The organism is Roseomonas sp. KE0001, assembly GCF_016107285.1.
Lineage (GTDB): Bacteria > Pseudomonadota > Alphaproteobacteria > Acetobacterales > Acetobacteraceae > Pseudoroseomonas.
The window spans coordinates 1-23,861 of the sequence record NZ_RCVQ01000011.1; the positions used below are offsets into that span (position 1 = coordinate 1).

Here is a 23,861-nt window from a genome sequence, read left to right on the forward strand (position 1 = left end):
GCCTTGACCGTCACGCCGATTGCTCGGTAAGTGATACTGTCTTGGCTTCACCGTCGAAGACCTCGTCGGCGGGGTGCGGTATCTAGCGAAGTTTTCTTCGCCGGTCAACACCCTGTCCGGCTTAATTTTCGCCGCTTCCCTCGGCTTCGGCCATTCTCTCGAAGTGGCCTCAGCGTCGGGAGGCGGCTTTTATCCCCGCCTCCCGCGCCTGTCAAAGGGATTTCACAAAAATCTTCTCAGCCTGGATCCCAGGGGAGTTCAGACCCTCAGATCAAGGCCTTCGGGCCCGGCGGTCACATGGATGGTCGCACCGTCGGACACGTTGCCCTCCAACAGCATGCCGGCCAGGCGGTCCTGCAGGTTGCGCTGGATGACCCGCTTCAGCGGTCGGGCACCATAGACCGGGTCATAGCCCGCCTCGGCCAGCCATTCCGTCGCGGCCGGATCCAGCTCCAGGGTGATCTTCCGATCCTCCAGCAGCTTGCGCAGCCGGCCCAGCTGGATCTGGACAATGGCGCCCATGTCGTTCCGCGCCAGACGGCGGAACAGCACGATCTCGTCCAGCCGGTTCAGGAACTCGGGGCGGAACCGGCCACGGACGACATTCATGACCTGCCCGCGGACCAGATCGACATCCTCCCCTTCCGGCTGCGCGGCCAGGATCTCGGAGCCGAGATTGCTGGTCAGCACGATGAGGGTGTTGCGGAAGTCGACCGTCCGCCCCTGCCCGTCCGTCAGCCGCCCATCATCCAGCACCTGCAGCAGGACGTTGAACACGTCCTCGTGCGCCTTCTCGACCTCGTCGAAAAGGATCACCTGATAAGGCCGCCGGCGAACCGCCTCGGTGAGCGCGCCGCCCTCCTCATAGCCGACGTAGCCCGGAGGCGCGCCGATCAGGCGACTGACCGCGTGCTTCTCCATGTACTCGGACATGTCGATCCGCAGCAGCGCCTTCTCGTCGTCGAAGAGAAAGCTGGCTATGGCCTTGGTCAGCTCGGTCTTGCCGACACCGGTCGGGCCCAGGAAGAGGAAGCTGCCGATCGGCCGGTTCGGATCCTGCAGGCCGGCGCGAGCACGGCGCACCGCCTTGGAAACCGCCTCCAGGGCCTCCTCCTGCCCCACCACGCGCTGCCGGAGCGAGTCCTCCATGCGCAGCAGCTTGGCGCGCTCGCCCTCCAGCATCTTCTCGACGGGGATCCCGGTCCAGCGGCTGACCACCGCGGCGATGCCCTCCTCGGTCACCGCCTCGTTGACCAGCTTGCCGCCCTCGCCTCCGGCCTCGGCGATCTGCCGCTCCAGTCGGGGAATGACGCTGTAGGTCAGTTCGCCGGCGCGGGCATAGTCGCCCTTGCGCTGCGCCACCTCCACCTCGGTGCGGGCGCGGTCCAGCTCCTCCTTGGCCTTCTGGGCCGAGTTCAGCTTGTCCTTCTCCGCCTGCCAGGACGCCGCCATGGCATCGGACCGCTCCTCCAGATCGGAGATCTCGCGCTCCAGCTTGCCCAGGCGATCGCGACTGGCCGCGTCGTCCTCCTTCTTCAGTGCCTCGCGCTCGATCTTGAGCATCATCAGCCGCCGGTCGACCTCGTCCAGCTCCTCCGGCTTGCTGTCCACCTGCATGCGCAGGCGGGATGCCGCCTCGTCCACCAGGTCGATGGCCTTGTCGGGCAGGAAGCGGTCGGTGATGTAGCGGTTGGACAGGGTCGCCGCCGCCACCAGGGCGCTGTCGGCGATCCGCACACCGTGGTGCAGCTCGTACTTCTCCTTGATGCCGCGCAGGATGGAGATGGTGTCCTCCACCGTCGGCTCGCCGACGAAAACCGGCTGGAAGCGCCGCGCCAGGGCGGCGTCCTTCTCCACGTGCTTGCGATACTCGTCGAGCGTGGTGGCGCCGATGCAGTGCAGCTCGCCCCGGGCCAGGGCCGGCTTCAGCAGATTGGCCGCGTCCATCGCGCCATCGGCCTTGCCCGCCCCCATCAGCGTGTGCATCTCGTCGATGAAGAGGACGATCTCGCCCGCCGCGCTCTCCACCTCGGACAGCACGCCCTTCAGCCGCTCCTCGAACTCGCCGCGATACTTGGCGCCAGCCACCATGGCACCGAGGTCGAGCGCCAGGACGCGCTTGTTGCGCAGCGCCTCCGGCACGTCGCCATTGACGATGCGAAGCGCCAGGCCCTCGACGATGGCCGTCTTGCCGACACCCGGCTCACCGATCAGCACCGGATTGTTCTTGGTGCGCCGGGCCAGCACCTGGATGGCGCGGCGGATCTCCTCGTCGCGGCCGATCACCGGATCGAGCTTGCCCTCGCGCGCGGCGGCGGTCAGGTCGCGGGCATACTTCTTCAGCGCGTCGAAGCTCTGCTCTGCGCTGGCGCTATCCACAGTCCGGCCCTTGCGGATGGTGGCGATGGCGGCATCCAGCTTCTGCGCCGTGGCGCCGGCGGCGATCAGCGCCTTGCCCGACGGGGTGTTGCTGGCCGCCAGCGCGGTCAGCAGCCGGTCCTGGGCCACATAGGCGTCGCCCGCCTTTCCGGCCTGCTGCTGCGCGGCGTCGAGAACGCGGACGATATCGGGCGTGAACTGCGGCTGCCCGGCGCCCGCCCCTTCGACGCGCGGAAGCCGGTCCAGCTCCTGCTGCACCGCCGTCTGAACCGGCTTCGGATCGGCGCCAGCGGCGCGGATCAGCCCGGCCGCGGCGCCCTGCTCGTCGTCGAGCAGCGCCTTCAGCAGATGCTCAGGCGTGATGCGCTGATGGTACTCACGGATGGCGATGGTCTGTGCGGCCTGCAGAAAGCCCCGGGCGCGCTCGGTGAACTTCTCAATGTCCATAGAATCTGGTCCCTCCACATGAGGCAACCGTCGCCCGGTGTCCCGCAAGGCAACACCCGGTGCGGCATCCTGTCCGGGATGTGGTAAGGGAAGCGACGCGCCTTCAAGGGGTTGGCGCCAAAAAAGCAGGAGCTGAACCGATGCGTGTCGAGCATCTCTACCGCTATCCGGTGAAGGGTCTTTCGGCCGAGGCGCTGGAGCAGGTGGAGCTCCGGGAGGGGGAATGCATCGCCCATGACCGGCAATTCGCCCTGGTGCAGGGCGACGCGCCCTTCGACCCGGCCGCACCGCGCTTCCTGCCCAAGCAGAACTTCGCCTGCCTCATGGTCAATGCCCGCCTGGCGCTCGTCGCCTCCGCCTATGACGGGCGTAGCGGGCAGCTCTCGCTTTCCGTTCCGGGCGCGGCGCCGCTGCTGGCGGATACGCGCAGCCCCGAGGGGCGCGCCAGCATCGCCGCGCTGCTCAGCCGCTACATGGCCGATGAGGCGCGAGGCAACCCCTACTTCACGGAGGCGTCGGCGCACAACTTCACCGACCAGAAGACCAAGGGCATCTCGCTGATCAACATGGCCAGCCTGGAAGCCCTGGAGGCCGCCATCGGGCAGAAGCTCGACCTGCTCAGGTTCCGGGCCAATCTCTATTTCACCGGCCTGCCGGCCTGGGCGGAGTTCGACTGGGTGGACCGGGAAATCCTGGTGGGCGGCGCGCGGCTGCAGGTGTTCAAGCGAACGGTGCGCTGCCCGGCCACGCAGGTGAACCTGCGGACCGGCGAACGCGACCTGGACATCCCGCGCCTGCTGCGCCAGCACTTCGGCCATGCCGATCTCGGCGTCCATGCCCGCGTGCTGGAAGGCGGACGCGTCGCGCTGGGAGACTCCCTGGAGGCACCCCTCGACGCCTGAAGCGGCCCCGGCCGGCGAGGCCGGCGGTCACACCGCCCGGCCCCGGACGACGGGCTCCGGCCTACTGGATGGTCTCGCGCTGATCGGCGTCGCTGGCATCGGAGTCGCCTCCGAAGCCGGACTGGGAGTGGCCGTTCATCTCGCCCTCCCCCTCACCGCCTTCGCTGCCCTCGCCATTCGAAGCCCGGCGAGGCTGGCCCTGCTGGGCCGCGGCGGCCGCCTGGGCCATGGCGTTGAGAATGCGGAAATAATGCTCGGCGTGCTGGAAATAGCTCTCGGCCATGACCCGGTCACCGGAGCCGGTCGCGTCCCGGCCGAGCTGAAGGTACTTCTCAAAAAGCTGCTGCGCCGTGCCACGCAGCCGCATGTCCGGACCGCTGGAGTCGAAGACATGGTTGCGGTTCATCGGCTGATGGCTGGGCTGGCGGAACTGTCCGCCCCCGCCGCTGCCGCCGCCACCATGGCGATGGCCGCCACGGCCGCGCATGCGTTTCATATTCATCGGTGTTGCGTTCGCCGTCTCATGCTCGCGCCATGCAGCGCATCTGTCCAAAGGGACAAGCACACCGCGGGGCTTGCTGATGGTGTTGCATCGCTGCGGCGCCGGAGAAGGGCATGGCCAGTCTGCCATGCCAGATCATCCCGGCGGGTCCAGCCGGGGGACTCAACCGCCCGGGGCCGCCTCGGCACCCTAGCCGCGCACCGCAGCGCAGCCAAACGGTTTTTTCACCGTCTGGCCAGAACCAGGGCACGCTCGATGCCCGAGAGATCGGTTCTGATGTCGCGAATCGCAAGCCCCGCCCTTTCCGCCAGGGTGGAAACCGGCCTGGCCTGGCCTTGCCCCAACTCCAGCACGGCGCAGCCTTGCGGTGAGAGCAGGGCCGGCAACGCGCCGGTCAGGCTCCTGTAGGCCTCCAGCCCGTCCGCGCCGCCATCCAGCGCGCGTGGCGGCTCATGTTGGGCCACCTCGGGCATCAGGGCGGCCAGCGCCCCGCTCTCGATATAGGGCGGGTTCGACAGCACCAGGTCGAACCCGCCCCTCAGCGATGCCGCCCAGTCGCCGGCCAGGAAGGCGGCGCGGTCCGCCAGCCGGTTGCGGGCGGCATTGCGGGCCGCCAGCGCCGCCGCCCCCGGCGAAAGGTCCACGCCGACGCCGAAGGCCAGGGGCCATTCGGACAGGACGGCCAGGAGCAGGCAGCCCGTCCCGGTCCCGAGGTCCAGCACGCGATGAGCGCCGGCCGGCATCGCGGCCAGGGCGGCCTCGACCACCGCCTCGGAGTCGGCGCGGGGGATCAAGGTGTCCGGAGACACCTCGAGGTCGAGGCTCCAGAAGCCCTGGTGGCCCAGGATGAAGGCCATCGGCTCGCGTGTCAGGCGCCGCCGCAGCATGGCCGCGAAGCGGCCGGCCGCCGCCGGCGGCACCGGGGCGCGAGCCATGCCGAGCAGCGCGGCCGGCTCCCGGCCCATGGCTTCGCCCAGCAGGAGGCGGGCTTCCAGCCTGGGATTCTCGATGGCGGCGGCGCGAAGATGCTGGCCGGCGCGGCAGAGGAAGGCGCCGACCGACCCCGCGGGATCGGCGCAGCCGCCGTCAGACATCCGCCGCCGCCAGCCGCGCCGCCTCGTCCTCGGCGGTCAGCGCGTCGATGATGTCATCGAACTCGCCCTGCATCACGCGGTCGATCTTGTGCAGCGTCAGCCCGATACGGTGGTCGGTGACGCGGCCCTGGGGGAAGTTGTAGGTGCGGATGCGCTCGGAGCGGTCGCCGGTGCCGACCTGGGAGCGGCGGTCGGAGGAGCGGGCGCTGTCCGCCGCCGAGCGCTGCTGCTCGTAGAGCCGGGCGCGGAGCACCTTCATCGCCTTGGCGCGGTTCTTGTGCTGGCTGCGCTCCTCCTGCATCGCCACCACCGTGCCGGTCGGCAGATGGGTGATGCGGACGGCGCTGTCCGTCTTGTTCACGTGCTGCCCCCCGGCGCCAGAGGCACGGTAGGTGTCGATGCGCAGATCGGACTCGTTGACCTGCACATCCACCTCGGCCGGCTCCGGCAGGACGGCCACGGTCACGGTCGAGGTGTGGATGCGGCCCTGCGTCTCGGTGGAGGGAACGCGCTGCACGCGGTGCACCCCGCTCTCGAACTTCAGGCGGGCGAAGACCCCCTGGCCCTCGACCTCGGCCACCGCGCCCCGGATGCCGCCCAGCTCGGACTCGTCGTATTCCAGCACGCCGAACCGCCAGCCGCGCTGGGCGGCATAGCGCTGATAGGCGGCGAAGAGCTCGGCGGCGAAGAGGCCGGCCTCATCGCCGCCCGCGGCGGGGCGGATCTCCAGGATGGCGCTGCCGGCGTCGGCGGCGTCGCGCGGCAGCAGCAGCAGGCGGATCTCCCGCTCCAGCGCCGGCACGGCGTCGCGCTGGCTGTAGAACTCGGCCTCCGCCAGCTCGCGCATCTCGGGATCGGCCAGGAGCTGCTCGGCCTCGTCCCGCGCCTGTTCGGCGGCGCGCAGCGCCCGCACCTTGGCGACCACCGGCTCCAGCTCGGAAAGCTCCCTGGCCAGGGCGCCGATCTGCGTGCCCTCCGCCGTCTCCAGCAGGGCGCGGATCTCGTCGGCCCGGTACAGCAGGCGATCGAGCTTGCCGGCGAGCGTGCTGCCGCCGCTCATTCCTCGCCCGGCTCGTCATCCTCGGCGGCGAGTTCCAGCCCCTCCACCACCTGCTCAAGCATGGCATCGACCACGCCCGCGGCGGCGAGGGCCGAGAGCAGCCCCGCCGTGCCAACCCGCTCCTGCGACCCGTCCGCAAGGTTGCGCACCTGCACGACGCCCTCCGCCACCTCGCTCTCGCCCAGGATCACCGCCGCCTGGGAGCCGATCCTGTTGGCCCGCTCCATGCGCCGCTTGAGATTGCCCTTGTAGGCGATCTCGGCCGGGACGCCGGAGGCGCGCAGCATCTGCAGCAGCTCGATGGCCGGCGCCTCCTCCGCCTCGCTGACCGGCAGGATGGCGACGGGCCGCGTCGGCTCCGGCGATTCCGCCAGAAGCTCGGCCAGCCGCTCGACCCCCGCCGCCCAGCCGACCGAGGGCGTGGGCGGCCCGCCCATCTCGCTGACCAGCCCCTCGTAACGGCCGCCGCCCATCACGGTGCCCTGGGCGCCCAGGCGATCGGTGACGAACTCGAAGGCGGTGTGGCTGTAGTAATCCAGCCCGCGCACGATCCGCGGGTTTCGGCGGTAGGGCACGCCGAACAGGTCCAGATAGGACAGAACCTTGTCGAAGAAGGACTTCGCCTCGGGCGTCAGATGCGCATCGATGGTCGGCGCGGCCGCGACCAGCTTCTTGTCACCCTCATCCTTGCTGTCCAGGATGCGCATCGGGTTCTTCTCGAGCCGCGCCTGGCTGTCGGCGGAGAGCTGCCCGGCATAGGCCCGGAAATAGGCGACCAGGGCGGCGCGATAGGCATCGCGGCTCGGCGTGTCGCCCAGCGTGTTGATCTCCAGCACCACGCCGTCATCGATGCCCAGCTGCTGGAGCAACTGCCAGCCCATGGCGATCACCTCGGCGTCGGCCAGCGGCTCGGCGGCGCCGAGCACCTCGACGTCGATCTGGTGGAACTGCCGGAAGCGACCCTTCTGCGGCCGCTCGTAGCGGAACATCGGGCCGGTGTAGAACACCTTGCGCGGCAGGCCGCCCTGGGTCAGCCCATTGGAGACCAGCGCGCGGCAGATGCCGGCCGTGGCCTCGGGCCGCAGCGTGATGGAATCGCCGCCGCGATCCTGGAAGGTGTACATCTCCTTGCTCACCACGTCGGAGGTGTCGCCCAGGGACCGGGCGAACACCGCCGTGTCCTCGAAGATCGGCGTCGCCCATTCCTCGAAGCCGTAGAGGCCACTGACGTGGCGCGCCGTCTCGACGATGTGGTGGTGGCGGCGGAAGGTTTCGCCGATCAGGTCCCTGGTGCCGCGAACCGGCTGCATGCCGCTCAAGGTGCTTACTCCGCCGCCTGCTTGGCCAGAGCCTCCGCCGCCTGGATCTCGGCGGCCTTCCTCTCGACCAGTTCCACGATGTGGTCGACCATCCGCGCATCCTCCACGGTATGATCGGTCCGGCCGGCGCTATAGACCATATGGCGGCCGGCGCCACCGCCCGTGACGCCGAGATCGGTCATCAGCGCCTCGCCCGGCCCGTTGACGACGCAGCCGATGATGGAGAGCGTCAGGGGCGTCTCGATATGCGCCAGCCGCTCCTCCAGGGCCTCCACCGTCCGGATGACGTTGAAGCCCTGCCGCGCGCAGGACGGGCAGGAGATGATCTTCACCCCGCGATGCCGGATGCCGAGCGACTTCAGGATATCCCAGCCGACATGCACCTCCTCCTCCGGCTCGGCGGAGAGCGAGACGCGCAGCGTGTCGCCGATGCCGGCCCAGAGCAGCGAGCCCAGGCCGATCGAGGACTTCACCGTGCCGGTGCGCTTGCCGCCCGCCTCGGTGATGCCGATGTGCAGCGGGTGGTCGCAGGCCTCCGCCAGCTGCTGGTAGGCGGCGACGGCCAGGAACACGTCCGAGGCCTTCACGCTGATCTTGAACTCGTGGAAGTCCAGCTCCTGCAGGTGCGCGGCGTGCCAGAGCGCGCTTTCCACCAGCGCCTCCGGATTGGGCTCGCCATACTTCTCCAGGAGATGCTTCTCGAGGCTGCCGGCATTGACGCCGATGCGGATCGAGCAGCCGTGGTCGCGGGCGGCCTTCACGACCTCCTTCACCCGCTCCTTGCTGCCGATATTGCCCGGGTTGATGCGCAGGCAGGCGGCGCCGGCCTCGGCGGCCTCGATGGCCCGCCGGTAATGGAAGTGGATGTCGGCCACGATCGGCACGTTCACCTCGTGCGCGATCTCCTTCAACGCCGCCGTCGCCTCCTCCGTGGGGCAGGAGACGCGGACGATGTCGACTCCGGCCAGTTCGGCCCGGCGGATCTGGGCGATGGTCGCCTCGGCATCCTCGGTCGGCGTATTGGTCATGGTCTGGACGGAGACGGGCGCATCCCCGCCCACCGGCACCTTGCCGACCCAGATCTGGCGGGACTTGCGGCGCTGGATCTGCTGATAGGGACGATAGGACATTGGCGGTCAGGCCTCCCGCTTCGGCATGCCGCCGATATGGCAGCATGCCGGCCGGTGGCCAAGCGATAACCGGAATTCAGCGGAAGGGAAGCTGCCCCGGCGGCGCCGCGCGGAGGCGCTCCGCATCCAGCGCGACATCGCGCCGGACGCCGGTCAGCCCCTGGGTCGCGGCCGAGGCGACGCCGCCGACCTGGATGGCCAGCGCCTCGATGCGGCCGGTGTTGAGCAGCAGGCCGGGGGGCTCGGGCGGCACCTCGAAGGTCTCCCCCGGCTGCAGCAGGCGGCTCAGCAGGATGCGGCCCGAGCGGGGATCGCGGATCTGCACCCAGCACTCCTGCTCCGCTCTCAACACCACGGCATTGGGCGCCGGGGTGGCGCGCGTCTCGGCGCCCGCGGCCGGTCCGGCGGGAGCCCCGGCGGGAGCCCCGATAGGCGCCGGCGGCGCGGGCGCGGCCGGCGGCTCGGCGGGCGGGGCGCCGGAGGGGACGGCCGGCGCGCCCTGAGGGGGCGGCGCGACCGGCGCCACGGCGAGCGGCGGCACGGAGACGGGGGGCGCGGCGGCGAGCGGCGGGGCGGAAGGCGCCGGGGCTACGCCCCCGCCGCCCGGCGGCACCTGGGGGCGAGGCAGCGGCGGCTGTCCCGCCTGCCGCGCCGTCTCCTCGAGGCGCGGCGGCAGGTCGGGGACGGCATCCACCGTCCGGAGGCCGGCGCCGCTCCATTGATACCAGGCGAAGTAGCCACCACCGGCCAGCAGCGCGCCCAGCAGGATCAGGAGGCCGGTCGGGACGCCGCGGTCCGGGACCGGCTCGGGGAAGATCAGCTCGCGACCCTGCTGCGGCGCTCCGGCCGCCTCCCGGAAGCGGCGCACCAGATCCGGCGCGTCCAGGCCCATGGCCTCCGCATAGCTGCGCACGAAGCCGGCGCCGTAGGCGGTGCCGGGCAGATCCTCGGGCCGTCCCTCCTCCAGCGCCGCCATGTAGCGCATGTTGATGCGCAGCCTCTGGGACATGTCCTCCAGGCTGAGGCCGAGCGACATCCGGGCCTCGCGCAGCGCCTGGCCAACGCGAGCCGCCTCCATGCCGGAGGCTTCCATCCGGGTCTGCCGCTTGCTGTCCTGAAGCACGGGACGAATGACCTCAGCGCTGGGCGGAAAGGCGATTCCGCATACACGCATGAGGCCATGTCTTGGCGGTGGCCGCAACCTCAAGCCATGCGGACCCGCGCCCGCGGCGGCTCCGCGGAGACTTAGTGGCCCGCGGCGCGCGCCGCCACGGCCGCTTCCGCCTGATCGAGCAGCTCGCCGATGATCTCGGCCACCGGCTGCTCCCGCGTCACCATGCCCACGCTCTGGCCGGCCATGAGGGAGCCGTTCTCGACGTCGCCGTCGATCACCGCCCGGCGCAGGGCGCCGGCCCAGAAGTGCTCGATGTCGAGCTGGGCGGCCTCCCGCGTCAGCTCCCCCCCCTTGTAGCGCCGGATCACCTCGGCCTGATGCGCCAGGAAGCGCTTGGTCCCGTCATTCTGCAGGGCGCGGACAGGAATGACCGGAAAGGCGTCGTCCAGCTGCACGGTGGGCATGGCGTCCCGCGCGGCGCCGCGCAGGAAGGCCCGCTTGAAGTTCGGATGCGCGATGCTCTCGGTGGCGCAGACGAAGCGGGTGCCGATCTGCACGCCGGCCGCGCCCATCTCCAGATAGGACAGGATGGCCTCGCCCCGGCCGATGCCGCCGGCCACGAAAACCGGCACGTCGCGGATGTGCGGCAGGATCTCCTGCGCCAGCACGGTCAGGCTGACCGGGCCGATATGCCCGCCGGCCTCGGAGCCCTCGATGACCAGGGCATCGGCGCCGGAGCGGACCAGCTTCTTCGCCAGGGCCAGGGCCGGGGCGAAGCAGATCACCTTCGCGCCGCCTTCCTTCGCGGCCTTGATGGCCGGGCCCGGGGGAATGCCGCCGGCGAAGACGACATGGCCGACCTTCGCGTCCAGGCAGACCTGCACCAGCTCCATCAGGTTCGGATGCATGGTGATCAGGTTGACGCCGAAGGGCCGGTCGGTCAGGGCCTGGGTGGCGGCGATCTCCTCGGCCAGCCGCTCGGGCATCATGGCCCCGCAGGCGATGACGCCGAAGGCCCCCGCATTCGACAGGGCGGCGACCAGGTTGCGCTCGCTGACCCAGCTCATGGCGCCGCCGAGGATGGCGTGGCGCGAGCCGAGGAAGGCCGCGCCGCGCGCCATCAACGCCTCGACGGAACCGGGCCGCACCGCGGCGGAACCGGCCTGCTCCTGGAGGGCCATCAGCCCTCGGCGTCCAGGCCGTAGGCGGTGTGCAGGGCCCGCACGGCCAGCTCGGTGTACTCGGCGCCGACCAGCACGCTGGTCTTGATCTCCGAGGTCGAGATGACCTGGATGTTGATGCCCTTCTCCGACAGCGCCTTGAACATCGTCGCCGCGACGCCGGCATGGGAGCGCATGCCGATGCCGACGATGCTGATCTTGGCGACATCCGGATCGGTCAGCATGGCCTCGAAGCCGATGGTGGCGCGCGCCTTCTCCAGTACGTCCTTGGCGCGCGGCAGATCGGTCTTGCCGACGGTGAAGGTCATGTCGGTGGTGCCGTCCGCGCCCAGGTTCTGGACGATCATGTCGACATTCACATTGGCGGCCGAGAGCGGCACGAAGACCTCGGCGGCGACGCCCGGCTTGTCCGGCACCCGGCGCAGCGTCACCTTGGCCTCGTCGCGGGAATAGGCGACACCCGTCACCAGCGGCTGTTCCACGATCTCATCCTCATCCACGACCAGAGAACCAGGGAGGGGCTCGCCCGGCTTGTCCTCGAAGGAGGACAGCACCTGCACCCGCACCCGCTGCTTCATCGCCAGCTCGACCGAGCGGGTCTGCAACACCTTGGCGCCGACCGAGGCCAGCTCCAGCATCTCCTCATAGGCCACCGCCGGCAGCTTGCGCGCGCGCGGCACGATGCGCGGGTCGGTGGTGTAGATCCCGTCGACATCGGTGTAGATGTCGCAGCGGTCGGCCTTCACCGCGGCGGCGACGGCGACGGCGGAGAGATCCGACCCGCCGCGCCCCAGCGTGGTCACGCGATTGTCCGGCCCGACGCCCTGGAAGCCGGCGACCACGGGCACCTGGCCCATCCGCATCCGCTCGATCAGGACGGCGCCCTCGATCTCCTCGACCCGCGCCTTGCCGTGCGCGGCGTCCGTGCGGATGGGGATCTGCCAGCCCTGCCAGGAGCGGGCATCGACGCCGATGGTCTGGAGCGCGATGGCCAGCAGGCCGATCGTCACCTGCTCGCCGGTGGCCACCACCGTGTCATACTCCCGCGCGTCATGCAGCGGCGAGAGCTCCTGGCACCATTTCACCAGCTGATTGGTGACGCCGGACATGGCGGACACGACGACGGCGACCTCGTTCCCGGCGTCGACCTCGCGCTTGACCCGGTTGGCGACGTTGCGGATACGGTCCAGATCGGCGACGGAGGTGCCGCCGAACTTCATCACGATACGGGCCATGCGGGTCTGAAGGATCGCTTCCGGTGGGGCTTCGGGGGCCGGCCACGGTTGCAGCCGGCGAAGGGCTGGGACAGATAACCAAGGCCGCGCCCCGCCGCAACCTGCAACCGCAGGCCGCCGCCGCGCCGGCGCCATGCCCGGAGGCCCCGCCATGCCCGCCAGCAATACCGCCAGCAATACCGCCATGGCCGGCGAGATCGCCAAGTTCGACGCCCTGGCGACGCGCTGGTGGGACCCGGCGGGGCCGATGGCGCCGCTGCACCGGATGAATCCGCTGCGCTGCGGCTGGATCGCCCGCCGCCTGGCCGCCGCGACCGGGCGCGCCGGCGAGGATCTCTCCGGCCTGGCCATCCTGGATGTCGGCTGCGGCGCCGGGCTGGCCAGCGAGGGGCTGGCGCGGAAGGGCGCGGCGGTGACCGGCCTGGACGCCGCCGGCGAGGCGCTGGCCGCGGCCCGCGCCCATGCGGCGGCGGGCGGGCTCTCCATCGACTACCGCCAGGGCCTGCCGGAGGATCTCGCCGCCGAGGAGCGGCGTTTCGATGCCGTGGTGGCGCTGGAGGTGATCGAGCATGTGGCCGATCGCCCGGCCTTCCTGGCGGCCCTGGCGGCGGTGACCAGGCCGGGCGGCATGGTCTTCCTCTCCACCCTGAACCGCACGCCGAAAGCCTTTCTCTTCGCCAAGCTGGGGGCCGAGTACCTGCTGCGCCTGCTGCCGCGCGGCACGCATGACTGGCGGATGTTCGTGACGCCGGCCGAGCTAGGCGCCGAGGCCCGCCGGGCCGGCCTGCGGACCACCGACATCGCCGGCATGGTGCCCGGCCTTCCGCGTCAGGAATGGCGGGAGAGCCGGGACGTCTCGGTCAACTACATCGTGGCGATGCGCCGGGACTAGCGCGGCGCCGGGGGCCTCAGCCGTCCGCGCGCGGCACCCAGGGGAGCCGCGCGATCTCGATGCCCTCGTCCCGCAGGGCCTCGGCCTCGGCGTCCGAGGTCTCGCCGTAGATGCCGCGATGGTCGCTTTCGCCCCGGTGCATCCGGCGCGCCTCCTCCGCGAAATCGGCGCCGACGTCCTCGCAGTGCCGCTCCACCTCGGCGCGCATCCTCTGCAGCAGGGCGAGCATCTGCGCAGGCATGGGCCCGGCCACGGCGGGCGCGCCGGCCTTGGGAGCCACGGGGGGCGGAGGCGCTGGCTCGGCCACCTGCCCCTTGCCGATGGCGGGCGCCATCAGGGCGCGCGCGACCCTGGTGCCGCCGCAGACAGGGCATTCGATCAGCCCGCCGCGGGCAAGCTTCTCGTAGGCCTGGCTGTCCTTGTACCAGCCATCGAAACCGTGGTCCTGATCGCAGCGCAGCTGATAGTGGATCATGCCTTCGCCAAGCCAATGACGGGGAGGAAGGGGCGGCTGCCGCCGGGACCGGCCTCAGCCGCCCTGCAGCATGGCATCGAGCTTGCCGGTACGGTCCAGCGCGAAAAGATCGTCGCAACCGCCGATCGCCTCGCCGTCGATGAAGATCTGCGGCACCGTGCTGCGGCCGCCGGAGCGCCGGATGGCTTCCTGCCGCTCCGCCGAGCCGTGCGGGGAATCGTATTCCCGGAAATCGACGCCCTTGCGGCCCAGCAGCAGCTTGGCGCGGGAGCAGTAGGGGCAGAAGGCGGTGGTGTAGATTTCGACCTGGGCCATGCAGCACAGATCGTCTCGCTCCAGGCGACGGTCAAGGGCGTTTCACACCCGTGGCCACACTGGAGCACGGGCTGTCACTGCCCCGCCGCGCGGGGCGCCGCGGTGCGCGCCGCCGCCAGCACATCCACCGAGGCGGCGCCGGCGGCCAGCAGCAGCCGCGTGCAGCCCCCCACCGTCGCGCCGGAGGTCAGCACGTCATCCACCAGCAGCAGTCGGCGGCCCTCGATCCGCCGTGCCGCCCCGGCCGCGAGGGTAAAGGCCCCTTCCAGCACCAGGGCGCGCTGCGCCGCGCCGAAATCGGCCAGCGGCGGCGTGCGCCGGGCGCGGAGCAGCAGATCCGGCGCCCAGGGCCGGCCGGAGAGGCGCGACAGGCGGCGTGCCAGCAGCGCCGCCTGGTTGTAGCGTCGCGTCAGCAGGCGGCTGCGGTGCAGCGGCACCGGGAGGATCAGCTCCGCCTCCGCCAGCAGCTCCCGCCCGGCCCGCACCATCTGCCGCGCCAGCAGGCCGGCCAGTTCGGTGCGGTCGCCATATTTCAGGGGCAGGATGAGCCGCCGGGAGCCCTCGTCATAAAGAAGAGCCGCACGGGCACGGCCGTAATCCGGTGGGCGCACCAGGCACTGCGCGCAGGCGAGCCCCTCCCCTTCCGCCGCTGGCAGGCCCTGGCCGTCATGCTGGAAGGGCAGACCGCAACGGTCGCAACAGGGCGAGTTGATCAGCGTCGTGGCGCGGAAGCAGGCGGTGCAGAGCGTGTCGTGGTCGAGCACCGGCTCGGCGCAGGCCATGCAGCGGGGCGGGAGCAGCAGGTCGATCGCGGCGGCGCCCAGGCGGCGCAGACCGGTGGAACAGGCGGGCGCGACCCAGCGGCGAAGCGTATTCACCATTTCGTGAGATTAGGCCTGCATCCCGATCGCGCACAAGCCGCCTTGCACGTCGCCGCTCCCGAGGGCATCTGCCCGGCATGGCGGATGCGATGCAGGTTTTCGATCGGGCTCTGGTGCGCCGCCGGCGGGACCGCGCGGCGGGCGGGATCGGCGCTGTCGCCCCCATCCTGGAGGCGGCGGCGGCCCTGTTGCTGGATCGGCTGGACGACACCACGCGCCGCTTTCACCGGGCGCTCGACCTCGGCGGCCGTGGCGTGGTGGCTCCCGCGCTGCGCGCGCGCGGCATCGGGCAGGTGGTGTCGATGGATCTCTCCGCCGCCATGGCGTGCCGGCCGGGACCGGAGGAGGGCATCCTGCCCCTGGCCGGGGATGAGGAGTGGCTGCCCTTCGCACCCGGCAGCTTCGACCTGGTCCTGGCCAACCTCTCCCTGCACTGGGTGAACGATCTGCCGGGCGCCCTGCTGCAGCTCCGCCGCGCCATGGCGCCGGATGGCCTGTTCCTGGCCAGCCTGCCGGCGCTCGGCACCCTGCAGCCGCTGCGCGAGGCCCTGGCCCGCGCCGAGAGCGAGCTGCGCGGCGGTCTCAGCCCGCGCGTCTCGCCCTTCCCGGAGCTGCGCGATGGTGCTGCGCTGCTGCAACGGGCCGGCTTCGCCATGCCGGTCGCCGACCGGGACCGGCTGGACCTGCGCTACCGCAGCCCGCTCGCGCTGCTGCGGGATCTCCGCGCCGCCGGAGAGGGCAATGCGGTCCTGGCGCGCGACCCGCGCGTTCCGCCCCGCGCGCTGTTCCCCATGGCGCTGGCGGCGCTGACCCCCGGCCCGGATGGCCTGGCCATGCCGCTGGAGATGCTGATCCTGACCGGCTGGGCCCCCGGCCCGGACCAGCCGCGCCCGGCCCCCCGCGGCAGCGCCGGCCTGCGCCTCGCCGATGCACTGGGGACGGTCGAGCACGGGACCGGCGAGCGGCCCGGGAACTAGGAGCGCATTCCTGCCGCCGGTGGCAGCCCTGCGCAGGCATGGCTTGCAACACCGCCCGTTGGCGCGCATTTTTCCCCGTCATGGAACAGTCTGGTGCAGAGGCGCGGCGGATCACCCTGCACGCGCCTGAGGATTTCGAAGGGATGCGGCGCGCGGGGCAGTTGGCCGCGGCCACGCTCGACATGATCGCCCCGCATGTCCGGCCGGGGGTGAGCACGGGCGAGTTGGATCGTCTCTGCGATGCCTTCATCCAGGAGAACGGCGCGGTCTCGGCCTGCCTCGGCTACCGGGGCTATCCGAAGTCGGTCTGCATCTCGCTCAACCACGTGGTCTGCCATGGCATCCCGGGCGACCGGGTCCTGGTGGACGGCGACATCCTGAACATCGACGTCACCGTCATCCTCGACGGCTGGTACGGCGACACGAGCCGCATGTATGTCGCCGGCACGCCCAGCACCAAGGCCCGGCTGCTGATGGATGTGACCTATGAGAGCCTGCTGCGCGGCATCAAGGTGGTGAAGCCCGGCGCCCGGCTTGGCGATATCGGCCACGCGATCCAGAGCTACGTGGAGAAGAACCGCTTCAGCGTGGTGCGGGATTTCTGCGGCCACGGCATCGGCCGCACCTTCCACGCCTCGCCCAACGTGCTGCATTTCGGCCGCCCCGGCGAGGGGCCGGTGCTGAAGCCCGGCATGTTCTTCACCATCGAGCCCATGGTGAACATCGGCCGCCCGGAGGTGAAGGTGCTCGATGACGGCTGGACCGCCGTGACGCGGGACCGCAGCCTCTCCGCCCAGTTCGAGCACATGGTGGGCGTCACCGAGACCGGCTGCGAGGTCTTCACCTTTTCCCCGGCGGGGCTCGACAAGCCGCCCTACGCCGTCTGAGCGGCGGGCGGAGCCCCAGGCGCTCCGCCCTGCTGCCCTCAGTTCCCCTCAGGGCGCGGTGGCCGGCACGCCGGCCTCGCGAAGCGCCTCGGCCTGGCGCGCCGCCAGGTCCTGCTCGTTGAAGTCGGCGATCAGCTCCTGGAACAGGCGGTGCCAGTTGAGTTCGGCGCGCAGCCGCATGAAGGCGCTGCCCAGGCCGACCGCGCCACGATCCACCAGCACGAATTCACGCGGCGGCTTGACCCCTCCGGTGCGCTTCAGCCCGGCATGCACCTCGGCCGCGACCTTGCGGCCGAAATCCGGGTCGTCCACCTCCTGGATCGGCCGCACGCGGTCGTCGAGCAGGGGTTCGTGCAGGAACCGCGCCCAGAGGCCGAGCACCTCCATCTTCTCCTTCGACAGGTTGGTGAAGCCCCAGATCCGGTAGGCCTCGGCCGCCTTGTCCCGGTCCTCGTCGCGCAGCGCCTCGTACAGCATGATGACGCCGCGCAGGAAGGCGGGGGGGAAGACCCGGATGGCGCCGAAGTCGAGGAGGTTGATGCCCGCGGGCCCCTCCTCCGAGGGCTGCCGCACCTGGTAGTTGCCGAGGTGCGGATCGCCATGGATCACGCCGTAGCGGTAGAAAGGCAGATACCACGCCTTGAACAGCGCCGTGGCATAGGCGTTCCGCTCCTCCTGCGAGGGCTCCTCCGCCAGCCGCTCGAGGATCGGCCGGCCGTCGAGCCAGCTCATGGTCAGCAGGCGGCGGGTGCAGTACCCCTCGACCGGGCTGGGCGTGCGCACCTCCGGCACCGGCGCCAGCATCCGGTTGTAGAGCCGCATCTGCGCCGCCTCCCGGCCATAGTCCAGCTCCTCCCGCAGCCGGTCGCACAGCTCGACATAGACATCGTCGTGCTGGATGGCATCGTCCATCCGCGCGAAGATCCCCATGGCCAGCTTGAGCTGGCGGAGGTCCGCCTCCACCACGCTGGCCATGTCGGGGTATTGCAGCTTGCAGGCCACCAGCCGGCCATCGGGCAATGTCGCGCGATGCACCTGGCCGAGGCTCGCCGCCGCCGCCGCCTCCTGGCCGAAGCTGGCGAACTTCGACTGCCAGGCCGGCCCAAGCTCGGAGGACATCCGGCGGCGCACGAAGGCCCAGCCCATCGGCGGGGCATTGGCCTGCAGCGCGGCCAGTTCCTGCGCATATTCCGGCGGCAGGGCATTGGGCACGGTGGTCAGGAACTGCGCCACCTTCATCAACGGACCCTTCAGCCCGCCGAGCAGCGCCTTGAGGTCGCCCGCATGGGCATTGCGGTCGGTGCGGATACCGAGGAACCGCTCCCCCGCCACCCGTGCCGCGATGCCGCCCACCGCGCCCGAGGTGCGTGCCATGCGGCGGATCTCGCCAAAGAGGCTGCTCGCCTCGCGGTCGTCAGCCATCGGCACGCTCCAGTTCGTCGATGAAGCCGGAAATGACGTTCAGCCCCTTGTGCCAGAAGGCCGGGTCCGAGGCATCGAGGCCGAAGGGCGCCAGCAGCTCGCGGTGCCGCAGGGTGCCGCCCGCGCGCAGCAGTTCGAGATACTTGCCCTGGAAGTCCGGCACGCTGCCCTCCTGATAGACGCCGTAAAGCGCGTTCACCAGGCAATCCCCGAAGGCATAGGCATAGACATAGAACGGCGTGTGGACGAAATGCGGCACGTAGGACCAGAAGATCTCGTAGTCCGGCGTGAACTCGAAGGCCGGGCCGAGGCTTTCGGTCTGCACCTGCATCCAGAGCGCGCCGATCTCCTCGCGCGAGAGCTCGCCCCGGCGGCGGGAGTCGTGCAGCAGGGTCTCGAAACGGTAGAAGGCGATCTGCCGCACCACCGTGTTCAGCATGTCCTCGACCTTGCCGGCCAGCAGCGCGCGGCGGCGGCGCGGATCGGTCTCGGCGTCCAGCACGGCGCGGAAGGTCAGCATCTCGCCGAAGACGCTGGCGGTCTCGGCCAGGGTCAGCGGCGTGCCGGACATCAGATAGCCCTGCTTCGCCGCCAGCACCTGGTGCACACCGTGGCCCAGCTCATGCGCCAATGTCATCACGTCGCGCGACTTGCCGTGGTAGTTCAGCAGCAGATAGGGATGCGCCGAGGGCACCGTGGGGTGGGCGAAGGCACCGGAGGACTTGCCGGGGCGCAGCGCCGCGTCGATCCAGGGCCGGTCGAAGAACTCTCGCCCGACGCGGCCGAGCTCCGGGCTGAAGGCGGAATACGCCGCGAGCACGCGCTCCCGCGCCGCGTCCCAGGGGATCCGGCTGTCGTCCTCATCCGGCAGGGGCGCATTGCGGTCCCAGTGCTGCAGCTTCGGCAGCCCCAGCCACCGCGCCTTCATGGCGTAGTAGCGGTGCGACAGCGCCGGGTAGCTGGCCGTCACGGCCGAGACCAGGGCGTCCACCACCTCGTCCTCGACCATGTTGGCGCGGTTGCGGCTGCTGCCGGGCCGCGGATACTTCCGCCAGCCGTCGATGATCTCCTTGTCCTTGGCGAGGGTGTTGGTGATCAGGGTGAACAGCCGCGCCTTGTCCCCGAAGGCGGCGGCGACGCCCTTCGCGGCGGCCTCGCGCACCGATTGGTCGCGGTCGGAGAGCTTGTTCAGGGCGCCGGAGACGTTCAGCGTCTCACCCTTCACCGTCACCTGCATGGCGGTGATGGTCTCGTCGAACAGGCGGTTCCAGGCGGAGCGCCCGGTCACCTCCTTCTCGTGCAACAGGCGCTCGACCTCGTCCGAGAGCTGGTGCGGACGGAAGACGCGCAGGTCGCGCAGGAAGGGCCGCCAGTGGCGCAGGGCGGCCGAGCCGGCGAACTTCTCCTCCAGCCTCGCCTCCTCGAGCCGGTTCAGCTCCAGCGTGAAGAACAGCAGATGGGTGGAGATGCCGGTCACTCGCTCCTGCATGTCCTGGTAGAAGCGGCCGTTGGCGGGGTCCTGGGAGTCTCCCGAGAACAGCAGCTGGGCGAAGGACATCACCCGTCCCAGCACCTCGTCGATTCGCTGGTAGGTCGCGATGGCCTCGGCCAGCCTGTCGCCGGAGAGGCCCGGGAGTTGCCCGGCATGCCCTTCGGCGAAGGCCCGGGCCTCGGCCTCGGCGCGGGCGAGATCGGCCTCCAGCACCGGGTCCGCGGTGCCGTCATAGAGGTCGGAGAGATCCCAGACCGGCAGCCCCGCCGCATCCTTTCCCCCCTGGGAGCGGGCGGCGGTGTCTCGGGTCGGATGGCGGAGAGAGTGAAGCTGCACGGGAGGCCCTGCGGTTGTGAGATTTGCTCCCGTGGATATAAGCCCATGGATGGGGAGGCCAAGCGCCCCCCGTCCGATTGCCGCCCGCCGCCAACCGACGCGCGCGCCATGAAGCCGGCCGCAGATCGGCTGCGCCCCGATTCCGACAGGCCCATCTTTGATAGGCCAATCTCTGACAGGACGCTGGACGACCCATGCCCGAGCAGGACAAGAGCCACAGCATCCCCGCGCTGCTGCTGAACCAGGCCCGCCGCTGGCCCGACAGGCCGATGCTGCGCTACTGGCGCGACGGCGGCTGGCGGCGGATGCGCTGGGCCGAGTTCGCCCTGCAGGTCGCCGCCGTGGCGGCCGGGCTGCGGAGCCACGGCGTCGCTCCCGGTGACCGAGTGCTGCTGCTGGCGGAGAACCGTCCGGAGTTCCTGATCGCCGATACGGCGCTCATGGCGATCGGTGCCGTCACCGTGCCTGCCTACACGACCGGCACGGTCGCGGATCACGGGCATATCCTGCGGGACGCCGGGGCGCGCTGCGCCATCGTCTCCACCGCCAGGCTCGCCGCCAGCCTGCGGGAGGCCGCCGGCGCCGGCGGCCTGGATCTGATGGTGACCATGGAGCCTGTCGAGGAGGCTGTGGACTGGTCCGATCTGGCGGCGGCAGGCGGCGACCTGGCCATGCTCGCCGCCGAGGTGGATCACATCCCCGATGGCCGCCTGGCCTGCCTGATGTACACCTCCGGCACCGGCGGCCCGCCCAAGGGCGTCATGCTTCCGCATCGCGCCATGCTGGCCAACCGCCGCGGCATCGAGAGCTTCATCCGGCGGCTGAACCTGCCCGAGGATGGCTGCTACCTCTCCTTCCTGCCGCTGTCGCACGCCTATGAGCACACGGTGGGCTACCTGCTCTGCTCCTTCGGGATCGAGCTGGTGTTCAGCCGCGGCGCCGAACGGCTGGCCGCCGAGCTGACCGAGATCCGCCCGCATATCGTGACCGCGGTGCCACGGCTGTTCGAGGTGCTGCGGGCCCGCATCCTGGCCGCCGCCGAGAAGCAGCCGCCGCGGCAGCGGATGCTGTTCGAGGCGGCGCTCCGCCTCGGGCTGCGGCGCCTGGACGGGCCGGCGCTCGGCCTCTGGGAGCGGCTGCAGGACGCGGTGCTGGACCGGCTGGTGCGCCGCCGCATCCGGGGCCGCTTCGGCGGACGCATGATGGCCCTCGTCTCCGGTGGCGCGCGCCTCGACCCGGGCCTGTCCGGCTTCTTCCTCGCCCTCGGCCTGCCGGTGCTGCAGGGCTACGGGCAGACGGAGGCCGGGCCGGTGGTCAGCGTCAACCTGCCCTGGGACAACGACCGGCACAGCGTCGGCCGCCCCCTGCCCGGCGTGACCCTGCGCATCGCCGAGGATGGCGAAGTGCTGGTCCAGGGGCCGCTGGTGATGGATGGCTACTGGGGCAATGCCCAGGCCACCGCCCAGGCGCTTCGCCCCGATACCCCGGAGGGGCCGCCCTGGCTGCACACCGGCGACACCGGCCGTCTGGAAGGAGGCCGGCTCTACATCACCGATCGCAAACGGGATTTCATCAAGACGGCGGGGGGCGAGATGATCAGCCCGGCCCGCATCGAGAGCCTGCTGATGGCCGAGCCGGAGATCCAGCATGCCGTGGTCGCCGGCGAGGGACGCCCGGGCATCGTCGCCCTGATCGTCCCGGCCGAGAAGGTGCCGGAGAAGGCGGTGGAGCAGGCGGTGGGGCGGGTGAACCGCAGGCTGGGCGGGCCCGAGCGGATCCGCCGCTTCGCGACCGTGGAGCCCTTCCGGGTCGAGGACGGGCTGCTGACCCCCACCATGAAGATCAAGCGCCGCGCCGTCCTGCAGGCGCGGGAGGAGCTGATCGCCAACCTCTATCGCTGAGGCTGGCGCGCCGCTGGCCTCAACCGATGGTCTCGAGCACCAGGCGGCGGATCTCCGCCTGGCTCATCGAGGGGCGCGGCTCCGCCTGCCGCAGCAGGGCGGCGGGCAGGCCGGTCTGGAGGATGGAAGGGGTATGGGACGTGTCGTTGTTGTTCTTGTGAATCATGGTCACGCTAGTCATCTTTCCTGGCGCCCGCCGCAGCGGGCCGCCATGTCATCAACAGGTTAAGGATCGTCCTTCGGCCCAGGGGCCGGGATCCGTGAAAAGCCGCGGGTCCCGCGCGGGTTTCAGCGCGGACGCACGGCACCGACATCATCTTCGGGAGAAGGGCCGATCCGCCGCGACAGGCGCGGACAAGGCAAATGCCAGGGGCAGATGCCCGGGAGCGGCCTGAAACGGAGACGGATCAGACAGCGCTTACTTGGCACTCTTGATCCGGGATATCAAGCCTGCCGGTCGGTTTCGCCGGCCGGAGCGGCGGCGGGCCGGTCCGGCGGGGCCTCGCCGTCTTCCGCCACCGTGCCGGCCTCCTCCGCCTGGGCGATCTCCTCGCGCTCCACGGCGGCCTCCTGCGCCACCGCCACGAGTTCGGTGCTGACCGGCTGCACCGGCATGACCAGGAAGTCCTCCTTCGCCTCGGGCGCGCTGCGCTGGCGCATGCGGTAGAGGCCCCAACCCGCGATCAATGCCTGCGCCGAGAGGATCAGCCAGCCCAGGCCGGACGGGCCGAGGCGCCCCATGGCGAGGCCGCCGGCGAAGGGCCCGAGGGCCGAACCGGCGCCCCAGAGGATCAGCAGCCCGCCCGAGGCGGCAGCGAATTCGGAGGGCGAGACATGGTCGTTCACATGCGCCAGCACGAGGCTGTAGGCCGGGATGACCATGGCCCCGAAGGCGGCGACCAGGCTGTAGGACAGCCAGCGCGGCGGATGGTCCGGCACCAGCAGGATCATGGCGAGCAGCGCCATCGCCGCGGCGCCGGCCAGGCTGACGACAAGCAGGCGGCGGTCGATCCGGTCCGAGAGCCAGCCGGCGGGCCAGGTCGCGGCGAAGCCGCCGAGCGACCCGCAGGCCATGAAGATGGCGACCGAGCCGGCATCCAGCCCGATGCGCTGCGCGAAGAGCGGGCCCAGGGAGTAGTAGGCACCCGTGCTGACGCCGATCAGGAAGGCCGCGACCACGCCGAAGGGCGACTGCTCGTAAAGCCGCCGCAGGTTCAGCTCGGCGGCGCCCTCGGCCTGCGCCGGCGCCTGGGCGCGGGAGAGCACGACCGGCACCAGGGCGAAGGAGATGATCATGGAGATCAGGCAGAACAGCACGAAGCCCCGTGGTGGGGCGGCGGTCAGCAGCATCTGGCCGCAGACGCCGGCGATCATGCCGGTCATGCCGTAGATGCTGAGGATGCGGCCGCGCACCGCCGAGGCCGAGGCCCCGTTCAGCCAGCTTTCCACCACGATGAACAGGCCGGCGAAGCAGAAGCCGGTCAGCGCCCGCCCGACCGGCCAGAGCCAGGGATGGATCAGCATCAGATGCAGCAGCGGCACCGAGGAGGCGATCGCCGCCAGTGCCGCGAAGGCCCGGGTGTGCCCCACCACCCGCACCAACTGCCCGCCGCGCAGCGAGCCGAGCATCAGCCCGATGTAGAACCCGCTGCCGACGAGGCCGATCTGCGTCGCGGTGAAGCCCTCCAGCCCGCCGCGCACCGTCAGCAACGAGGATTGCAGCGTATTGCCCATCTGCAGCATGGCATAGCCGAACAGCAGGGCGATGACCGGCGCCAGCGTGGCGGAGAGCGAGGCCACCGGCGCGGTGGCCATGGCGGGGGAGGAAGAGGAGGTAGAGGCCACTCGGCACTCCGCGGGCAGAGGGTGGATACCGCGGGCGGGGTCGCCCGGCGGGTCGCGGCCCGGCCGGCATAACCA

21 protein-coding genes are annotated in these 23,861 nt (G+C 70.9%); 5 read left to right on the plus strand and 16 right to left on the minus strand.

The window, feature by feature from the left end:
• Nucleotides 1–258: 258 nt before the first annotated feature.
• Nucleotides 259–2,826 carry an ATP-dependent chaperone ClpB gene (gene clpB / locus D9598_RS18005; RefSeq protein ID WP_198367944.1) on the minus strand — a complete coding sequence of 856 codons (2,568 nt, stop codon included), beginning with the start codon at nucleotides 2,824–2,826 and terminating at the stop codon, nucleotides 259–261.
• A gap of 140 nt (nucleotides 2,827–2,966) precedes the next feature.
• Between clpB and D9598_RS18010 the strand changes: the two genes are divergently transcribed.
• Nucleotides 2,967–3,728 carry an MOSC domain-containing protein gene (locus tag D9598_RS18010; protein ID WP_198367945.1) on the plus strand — a complete coding sequence of 254 codons (762 nt, stop codon included), beginning with the start codon at nucleotides 2,967–2,969 and terminating at the stop codon, nucleotides 3,726–3,728.
• 61 nt (nucleotides 3,729–3,789) lie between these two features.
• Here the strand turns inward: D9598_RS18010 and D9598_RS18015 are convergent, their stop codons facing one another.
• The 8 genes from D9598_RS18015 to D9598_RS18050 form a co-directional block, all read right to left on the minus strand.
• Nucleotides 3,790–4,230 (minus strand): DUF4167 domain-containing protein, encoded by a 441-nt coding sequence (locus D9598_RS18015; protein ID WP_198367946.1) that lies wholly within the window; start codon nucleotides 4,228–4,230, stop codon nucleotides 3,790–3,792.
• A gap of 224 nt (nucleotides 4,231–4,454) precedes the next feature.
• Nucleotides 4,455–5,324 (minus strand): peptide chain release factor N(5)-glutamine methyltransferase, encoded by an 870-nt coding sequence (gene prmC, locus D9598_RS18020; RefSeq protein WP_198367947.1) that lies wholly within the window; start codon nucleotides 5,322–5,324, stop codon nucleotides 4,455–4,457.
• On the minus strand, nucleotides 5,317–6,384 hold the full coding sequence (prfA, locus tag D9598_RS18025) for a peptide chain release factor 1 (RefSeq protein ID WP_198367948.1): 1,068 nt from the start codon (nucleotides 6,382–6,384) through the stop codon (nucleotides 5,317–5,319). The genes prmC and prfA overlap by 8 nt, the downstream gene beginning before the upstream one ends.
• Nucleotides 6,381–7,703, minus strand: a complete 1,323-nt coding sequence (gene hisS, locus D9598_RS18030; protein WP_198367949.1) for a histidine--tRNA ligase — start codon at nucleotides 7,701–7,703, stop codon at nucleotides 6,381–6,383. Before hisS ends, prfA begins: the two co-directional genes overlap by 4 nt.
• 5 nt (nucleotides 7,704–7,708) lie before the next feature.
• A complete protein-coding gene (gene ispG / locus D9598_RS18035) occupies nucleotides 7,709–8,833 on the minus strand; it encodes a flavodoxin-dependent (E)-4-hydroxy-3-methylbut-2-enyl-diphosphate synthase (protein WP_198367950.1) in 1,125 nt (374 codons plus the stop codon).
• Nucleotides 8,834–8,909: 76 nt separating this feature from the next.
• Nucleotides 8,910–9,911 carry a helix-turn-helix domain-containing protein gene (locus D9598_RS18040; RefSeq protein ID WP_232477418.1) on the minus strand — a complete coding sequence of 334 codons (1,002 nt, stop codon included), beginning with the start codon at nucleotides 9,909–9,911 and terminating at the stop codon, nucleotides 8,910–8,912.
• Between the two features lie 167 nt (nucleotides 9,912–10,078).
• Entirely contained in the window at nucleotides 10,079–11,128 is a 1,050-nt protein-coding gene (locus D9598_RS18045; RefSeq protein WP_198367952.1) for a nitronate monooxygenase, read from the minus strand.
• On the minus strand, nucleotides 11,128–12,363 hold the full coding sequence (locus D9598_RS18050) for an aspartate kinase (protein ID WP_198367953.1): 1,236 nt from the start codon (nucleotides 12,361–12,363) through the stop codon (nucleotides 11,128–11,130). Before D9598_RS18050 ends, D9598_RS18045 begins: the two co-directional genes overlap by 1 nt.
• 151 nt (nucleotides 12,364–12,514) lie before the next feature.
• Between D9598_RS18050 and ubiG the strand changes: the two genes are divergently transcribed.
• Nucleotides 12,515–13,255, plus strand: coding sequence for a bifunctional 2-polyprenyl-6-hydroxyphenol methylase/3-demethylubiquinol 3-O-methyltransferase UbiG (ubiG, locus tag D9598_RS18055; protein ID WP_232477419.1), 741 nt, complete (start codon nucleotides 12,515–12,517; stop codon nucleotides 13,253–13,255).
• Nucleotides 13,256–13,271: 16 nt separating this feature from the next.
• On the opposite strand, the gene D9598_RS18060 is transcribed toward ubiG, so the two are convergent.
• From D9598_RS18060 to D9598_RS18070, 3 genes are all read right to left on the minus strand, one after another.
• Nucleotides 13,272–13,730 (minus strand): DUF1178 family protein, encoded by a 459-nt coding sequence (locus D9598_RS18060; protein ID WP_198367955.1) that lies wholly within the window; start codon nucleotides 13,728–13,730, stop codon nucleotides 13,272–13,274.
• Nucleotides 13,731–13,784: 54 nt separating this feature from the next.
• On the minus strand, nucleotides 13,785–14,045 hold the full coding sequence (gene grxC, locus D9598_RS18065) for a glutaredoxin 3 (RefSeq protein WP_198367956.1): 261 nt from the start codon (nucleotides 14,043–14,045) through the stop codon (nucleotides 13,785–13,787).
• Between the two features lie 74 nt (nucleotides 14,046–14,119).
• Nucleotides 14,120–14,926: a ComF family protein gene (locus D9598_RS18070; protein WP_198367957.1), complete on the minus strand. Its 807-nt coding sequence runs from the start codon at nucleotides 14,924–14,926 to the stop codon at nucleotides 14,120–14,122.
• A gap of 77 nt (nucleotides 14,927–15,003) precedes the next feature.
• On the opposite strand from D9598_RS18070, the gene D9598_RS18075 reads away from it, so the two are divergent.
• Nucleotides 15,004–15,903 (plus strand): methyltransferase domain-containing protein, encoded by a 900-nt coding sequence (locus tag D9598_RS18075; RefSeq protein WP_198367958.1) that lies wholly within the window; start codon nucleotides 15,004–15,006, stop codon nucleotides 15,901–15,903.
• Nucleotides 15,904–15,983: 80 nt separating this feature from the next.
• Nucleotides 15,984–16,790: a type I methionyl aminopeptidase gene (map, locus tag D9598_RS18080; protein ID WP_198367959.1), complete on the plus strand. Its 807-nt coding sequence runs from the start codon at nucleotides 15,984–15,986 to the stop codon at nucleotides 16,788–16,790.
• A gap of 48 nt (nucleotides 16,791–16,838) precedes the next feature.
• On the opposite strand, the gene D9598_RS18085 is transcribed toward map, so the two are convergent.
• Nucleotides 16,839–18,212: an AarF/ABC1/UbiB kinase family protein gene (locus D9598_RS18085; protein ID WP_198367960.1), complete on the minus strand. Its 1,374-nt coding sequence runs from the start codon at nucleotides 18,210–18,212 to the stop codon at nucleotides 16,839–16,841.
• A complete protein-coding gene (locus tag D9598_RS18090) occupies nucleotides 18,205–20,040 on the minus strand; it encodes a M3 family oligoendopeptidase (RefSeq protein WP_198367961.1) in 1,836 nt (611 codons plus the stop codon). The genes D9598_RS18085 and D9598_RS18090 overlap by 8 nt, the downstream gene beginning before the upstream one ends.
• A 194-nt stretch (nucleotides 20,041–20,234) precedes the next feature.
• Here D9598_RS18090 and D9598_RS18095 point away from each other — a divergent pair, with 194 nt between their 5' ends.
• Complete coding sequence (locus tag D9598_RS18095) at nucleotides 20,235–21,941, plus strand: long-chain fatty acid--CoA ligase (RefSeq protein WP_198367962.1); 1,707 nt, start codon at nucleotides 20,235–20,237, stop codon at nucleotides 21,939–21,941.
• A gap of 19 nt (nucleotides 21,942–21,960) precedes the next feature.
• Here D9598_RS18095 and D9598_RS18100 read toward each other — a convergent pair whose 3' ends face one another.
• Together D9598_RS18100 and D9598_RS18105 are read right to left on the minus strand one after the other, a co-directional pair.
• A complete protein-coding gene (locus tag D9598_RS18100; protein WP_198367963.1) occupies nucleotides 21,961–22,113 on the minus strand; it encodes a hypothetical protein in 153 nt (50 codons plus the stop codon).
• A 272-nt stretch (nucleotides 22,114–22,385) separates the two neighbouring features.
• Nucleotides 22,386–23,786 carry an MFS transporter gene (locus tag D9598_RS18105; protein WP_370592078.1) on the minus strand — a complete coding sequence of 467 codons (1,401 nt, stop codon included), beginning with the start codon at nucleotides 23,784–23,786 and terminating at the stop codon, nucleotides 22,386–22,388.
• Nucleotides 23,787–23,861 lie beyond the last annotated feature (75 nt).

Excerpts from the sequence above, each read along its gene's own strand:
- clpB (WP_198367944.1), bottom strand. The coding sequence starts at position 2,826 with ATGGACATTGAGAAGTTCACCGAGCGCGCCCGGGGCTTTCTGCAGGCC.
- D9598_RS18010 (WP_198367945.1), top strand. The coding sequence starts at position 2,967 with ATGCGTGTCGAGCATCTCTACCGCTATCCGGTGAAGGGTCTTTCGGCC.
- D9598_RS18015 (WP_198367946.1), bottom strand. The coding sequence starts at position 4,230 with ATGAATATGAAACGCATGCGCGGCCGTGGCGGCCATCGCCATGGTGGC.
- prmC (WP_198367947.1), bottom strand. The coding sequence starts at position 5,324 with ATGTCTGACGGCGGCTGCGCCGATCCCGCGGGGTCGGTCGGCGCCTTC.
- prfA (WP_198367948.1), bottom strand. The coding sequence starts at position 6,384 with ATGAGCGGCGGCAGCACGCTCGCCGGCAAGCTCGATCGCCTGCTGTAC.
- ispG (WP_198367950.1), bottom strand. The coding sequence starts at position 8,833 with ATGTCCTATCGTCCCTATCAGCAGATCCAGCGCCGCAAGTCCCGCCAG.
- D9598_RS18040 (WP_232477418.1), bottom strand. The coding sequence starts at position 9,911 with ATGGAGGCGGCTCGCGTTGGCCAGGCGCTGCGCGAGGCCCGGATGTCG.
- D9598_RS18045 (WP_198367952.1), bottom strand. The coding sequence starts at position 11,128 with ATGGCCCTCCAGGAGCAGGCCGGTTCCGCCGCGGTGCGGCCCGGTTCC.
- D9598_RS18050 (WP_198367953.1), bottom strand. The coding sequence starts at position 12,363 with ATGGCCCGTATCGTGATGAAGTTCGGCGGCACCTCCGTCGCCGATCTG.
- ubiG (WP_232477419.1), top strand. The coding sequence starts at position 12,515 with ATGCCCGCCAGCAATACCGCCAGCAATACCGCCATGGCCGGCGAGATC.
- D9598_RS18060 (WP_198367955.1), bottom strand. The coding sequence starts at position 13,730 with ATGATCCACTATCAGCTGCGCTGCGATCAGGACCACGGTTTCGATGGC.
- grxC (WP_198367956.1), bottom strand. The coding sequence starts at position 14,045 with ATGGCCCAGGTCGAAATCTACACCACCGCCTTCTGCCCCTACTGCTCC.
- D9598_RS18070 (WP_198367957.1), bottom strand. The coding sequence starts at position 14,926 with ATGGTGAATACGCTTCGCCGCTGGGTCGCGCCCGCCTGTTCCACCGGT.
- D9598_RS18075 (WP_198367958.1), top strand. The coding sequence starts at position 15,004 with ATGGCGGATGCGATGCAGGTTTTCGATCGGGCTCTGGTGCGCCGCCGG.
- map (WP_198367959.1), top strand. The coding sequence starts at position 15,984 with ATGGAACAGTCTGGTGCAGAGGCGCGGCGGATCACCCTGCACGCGCCT.
- D9598_RS18085 (WP_198367960.1), bottom strand. The coding sequence starts at position 18,212 with ATGGCTGACGACCGCGAGGCGAGCAGCCTCTTTGGCGAGATCCGCCGC.
- D9598_RS18095 (WP_198367962.1), top strand. The coding sequence starts at position 20,235 with ATGCCCGAGCAGGACAAGAGCCACAGCATCCCCGCGCTGCTGCTGAAC.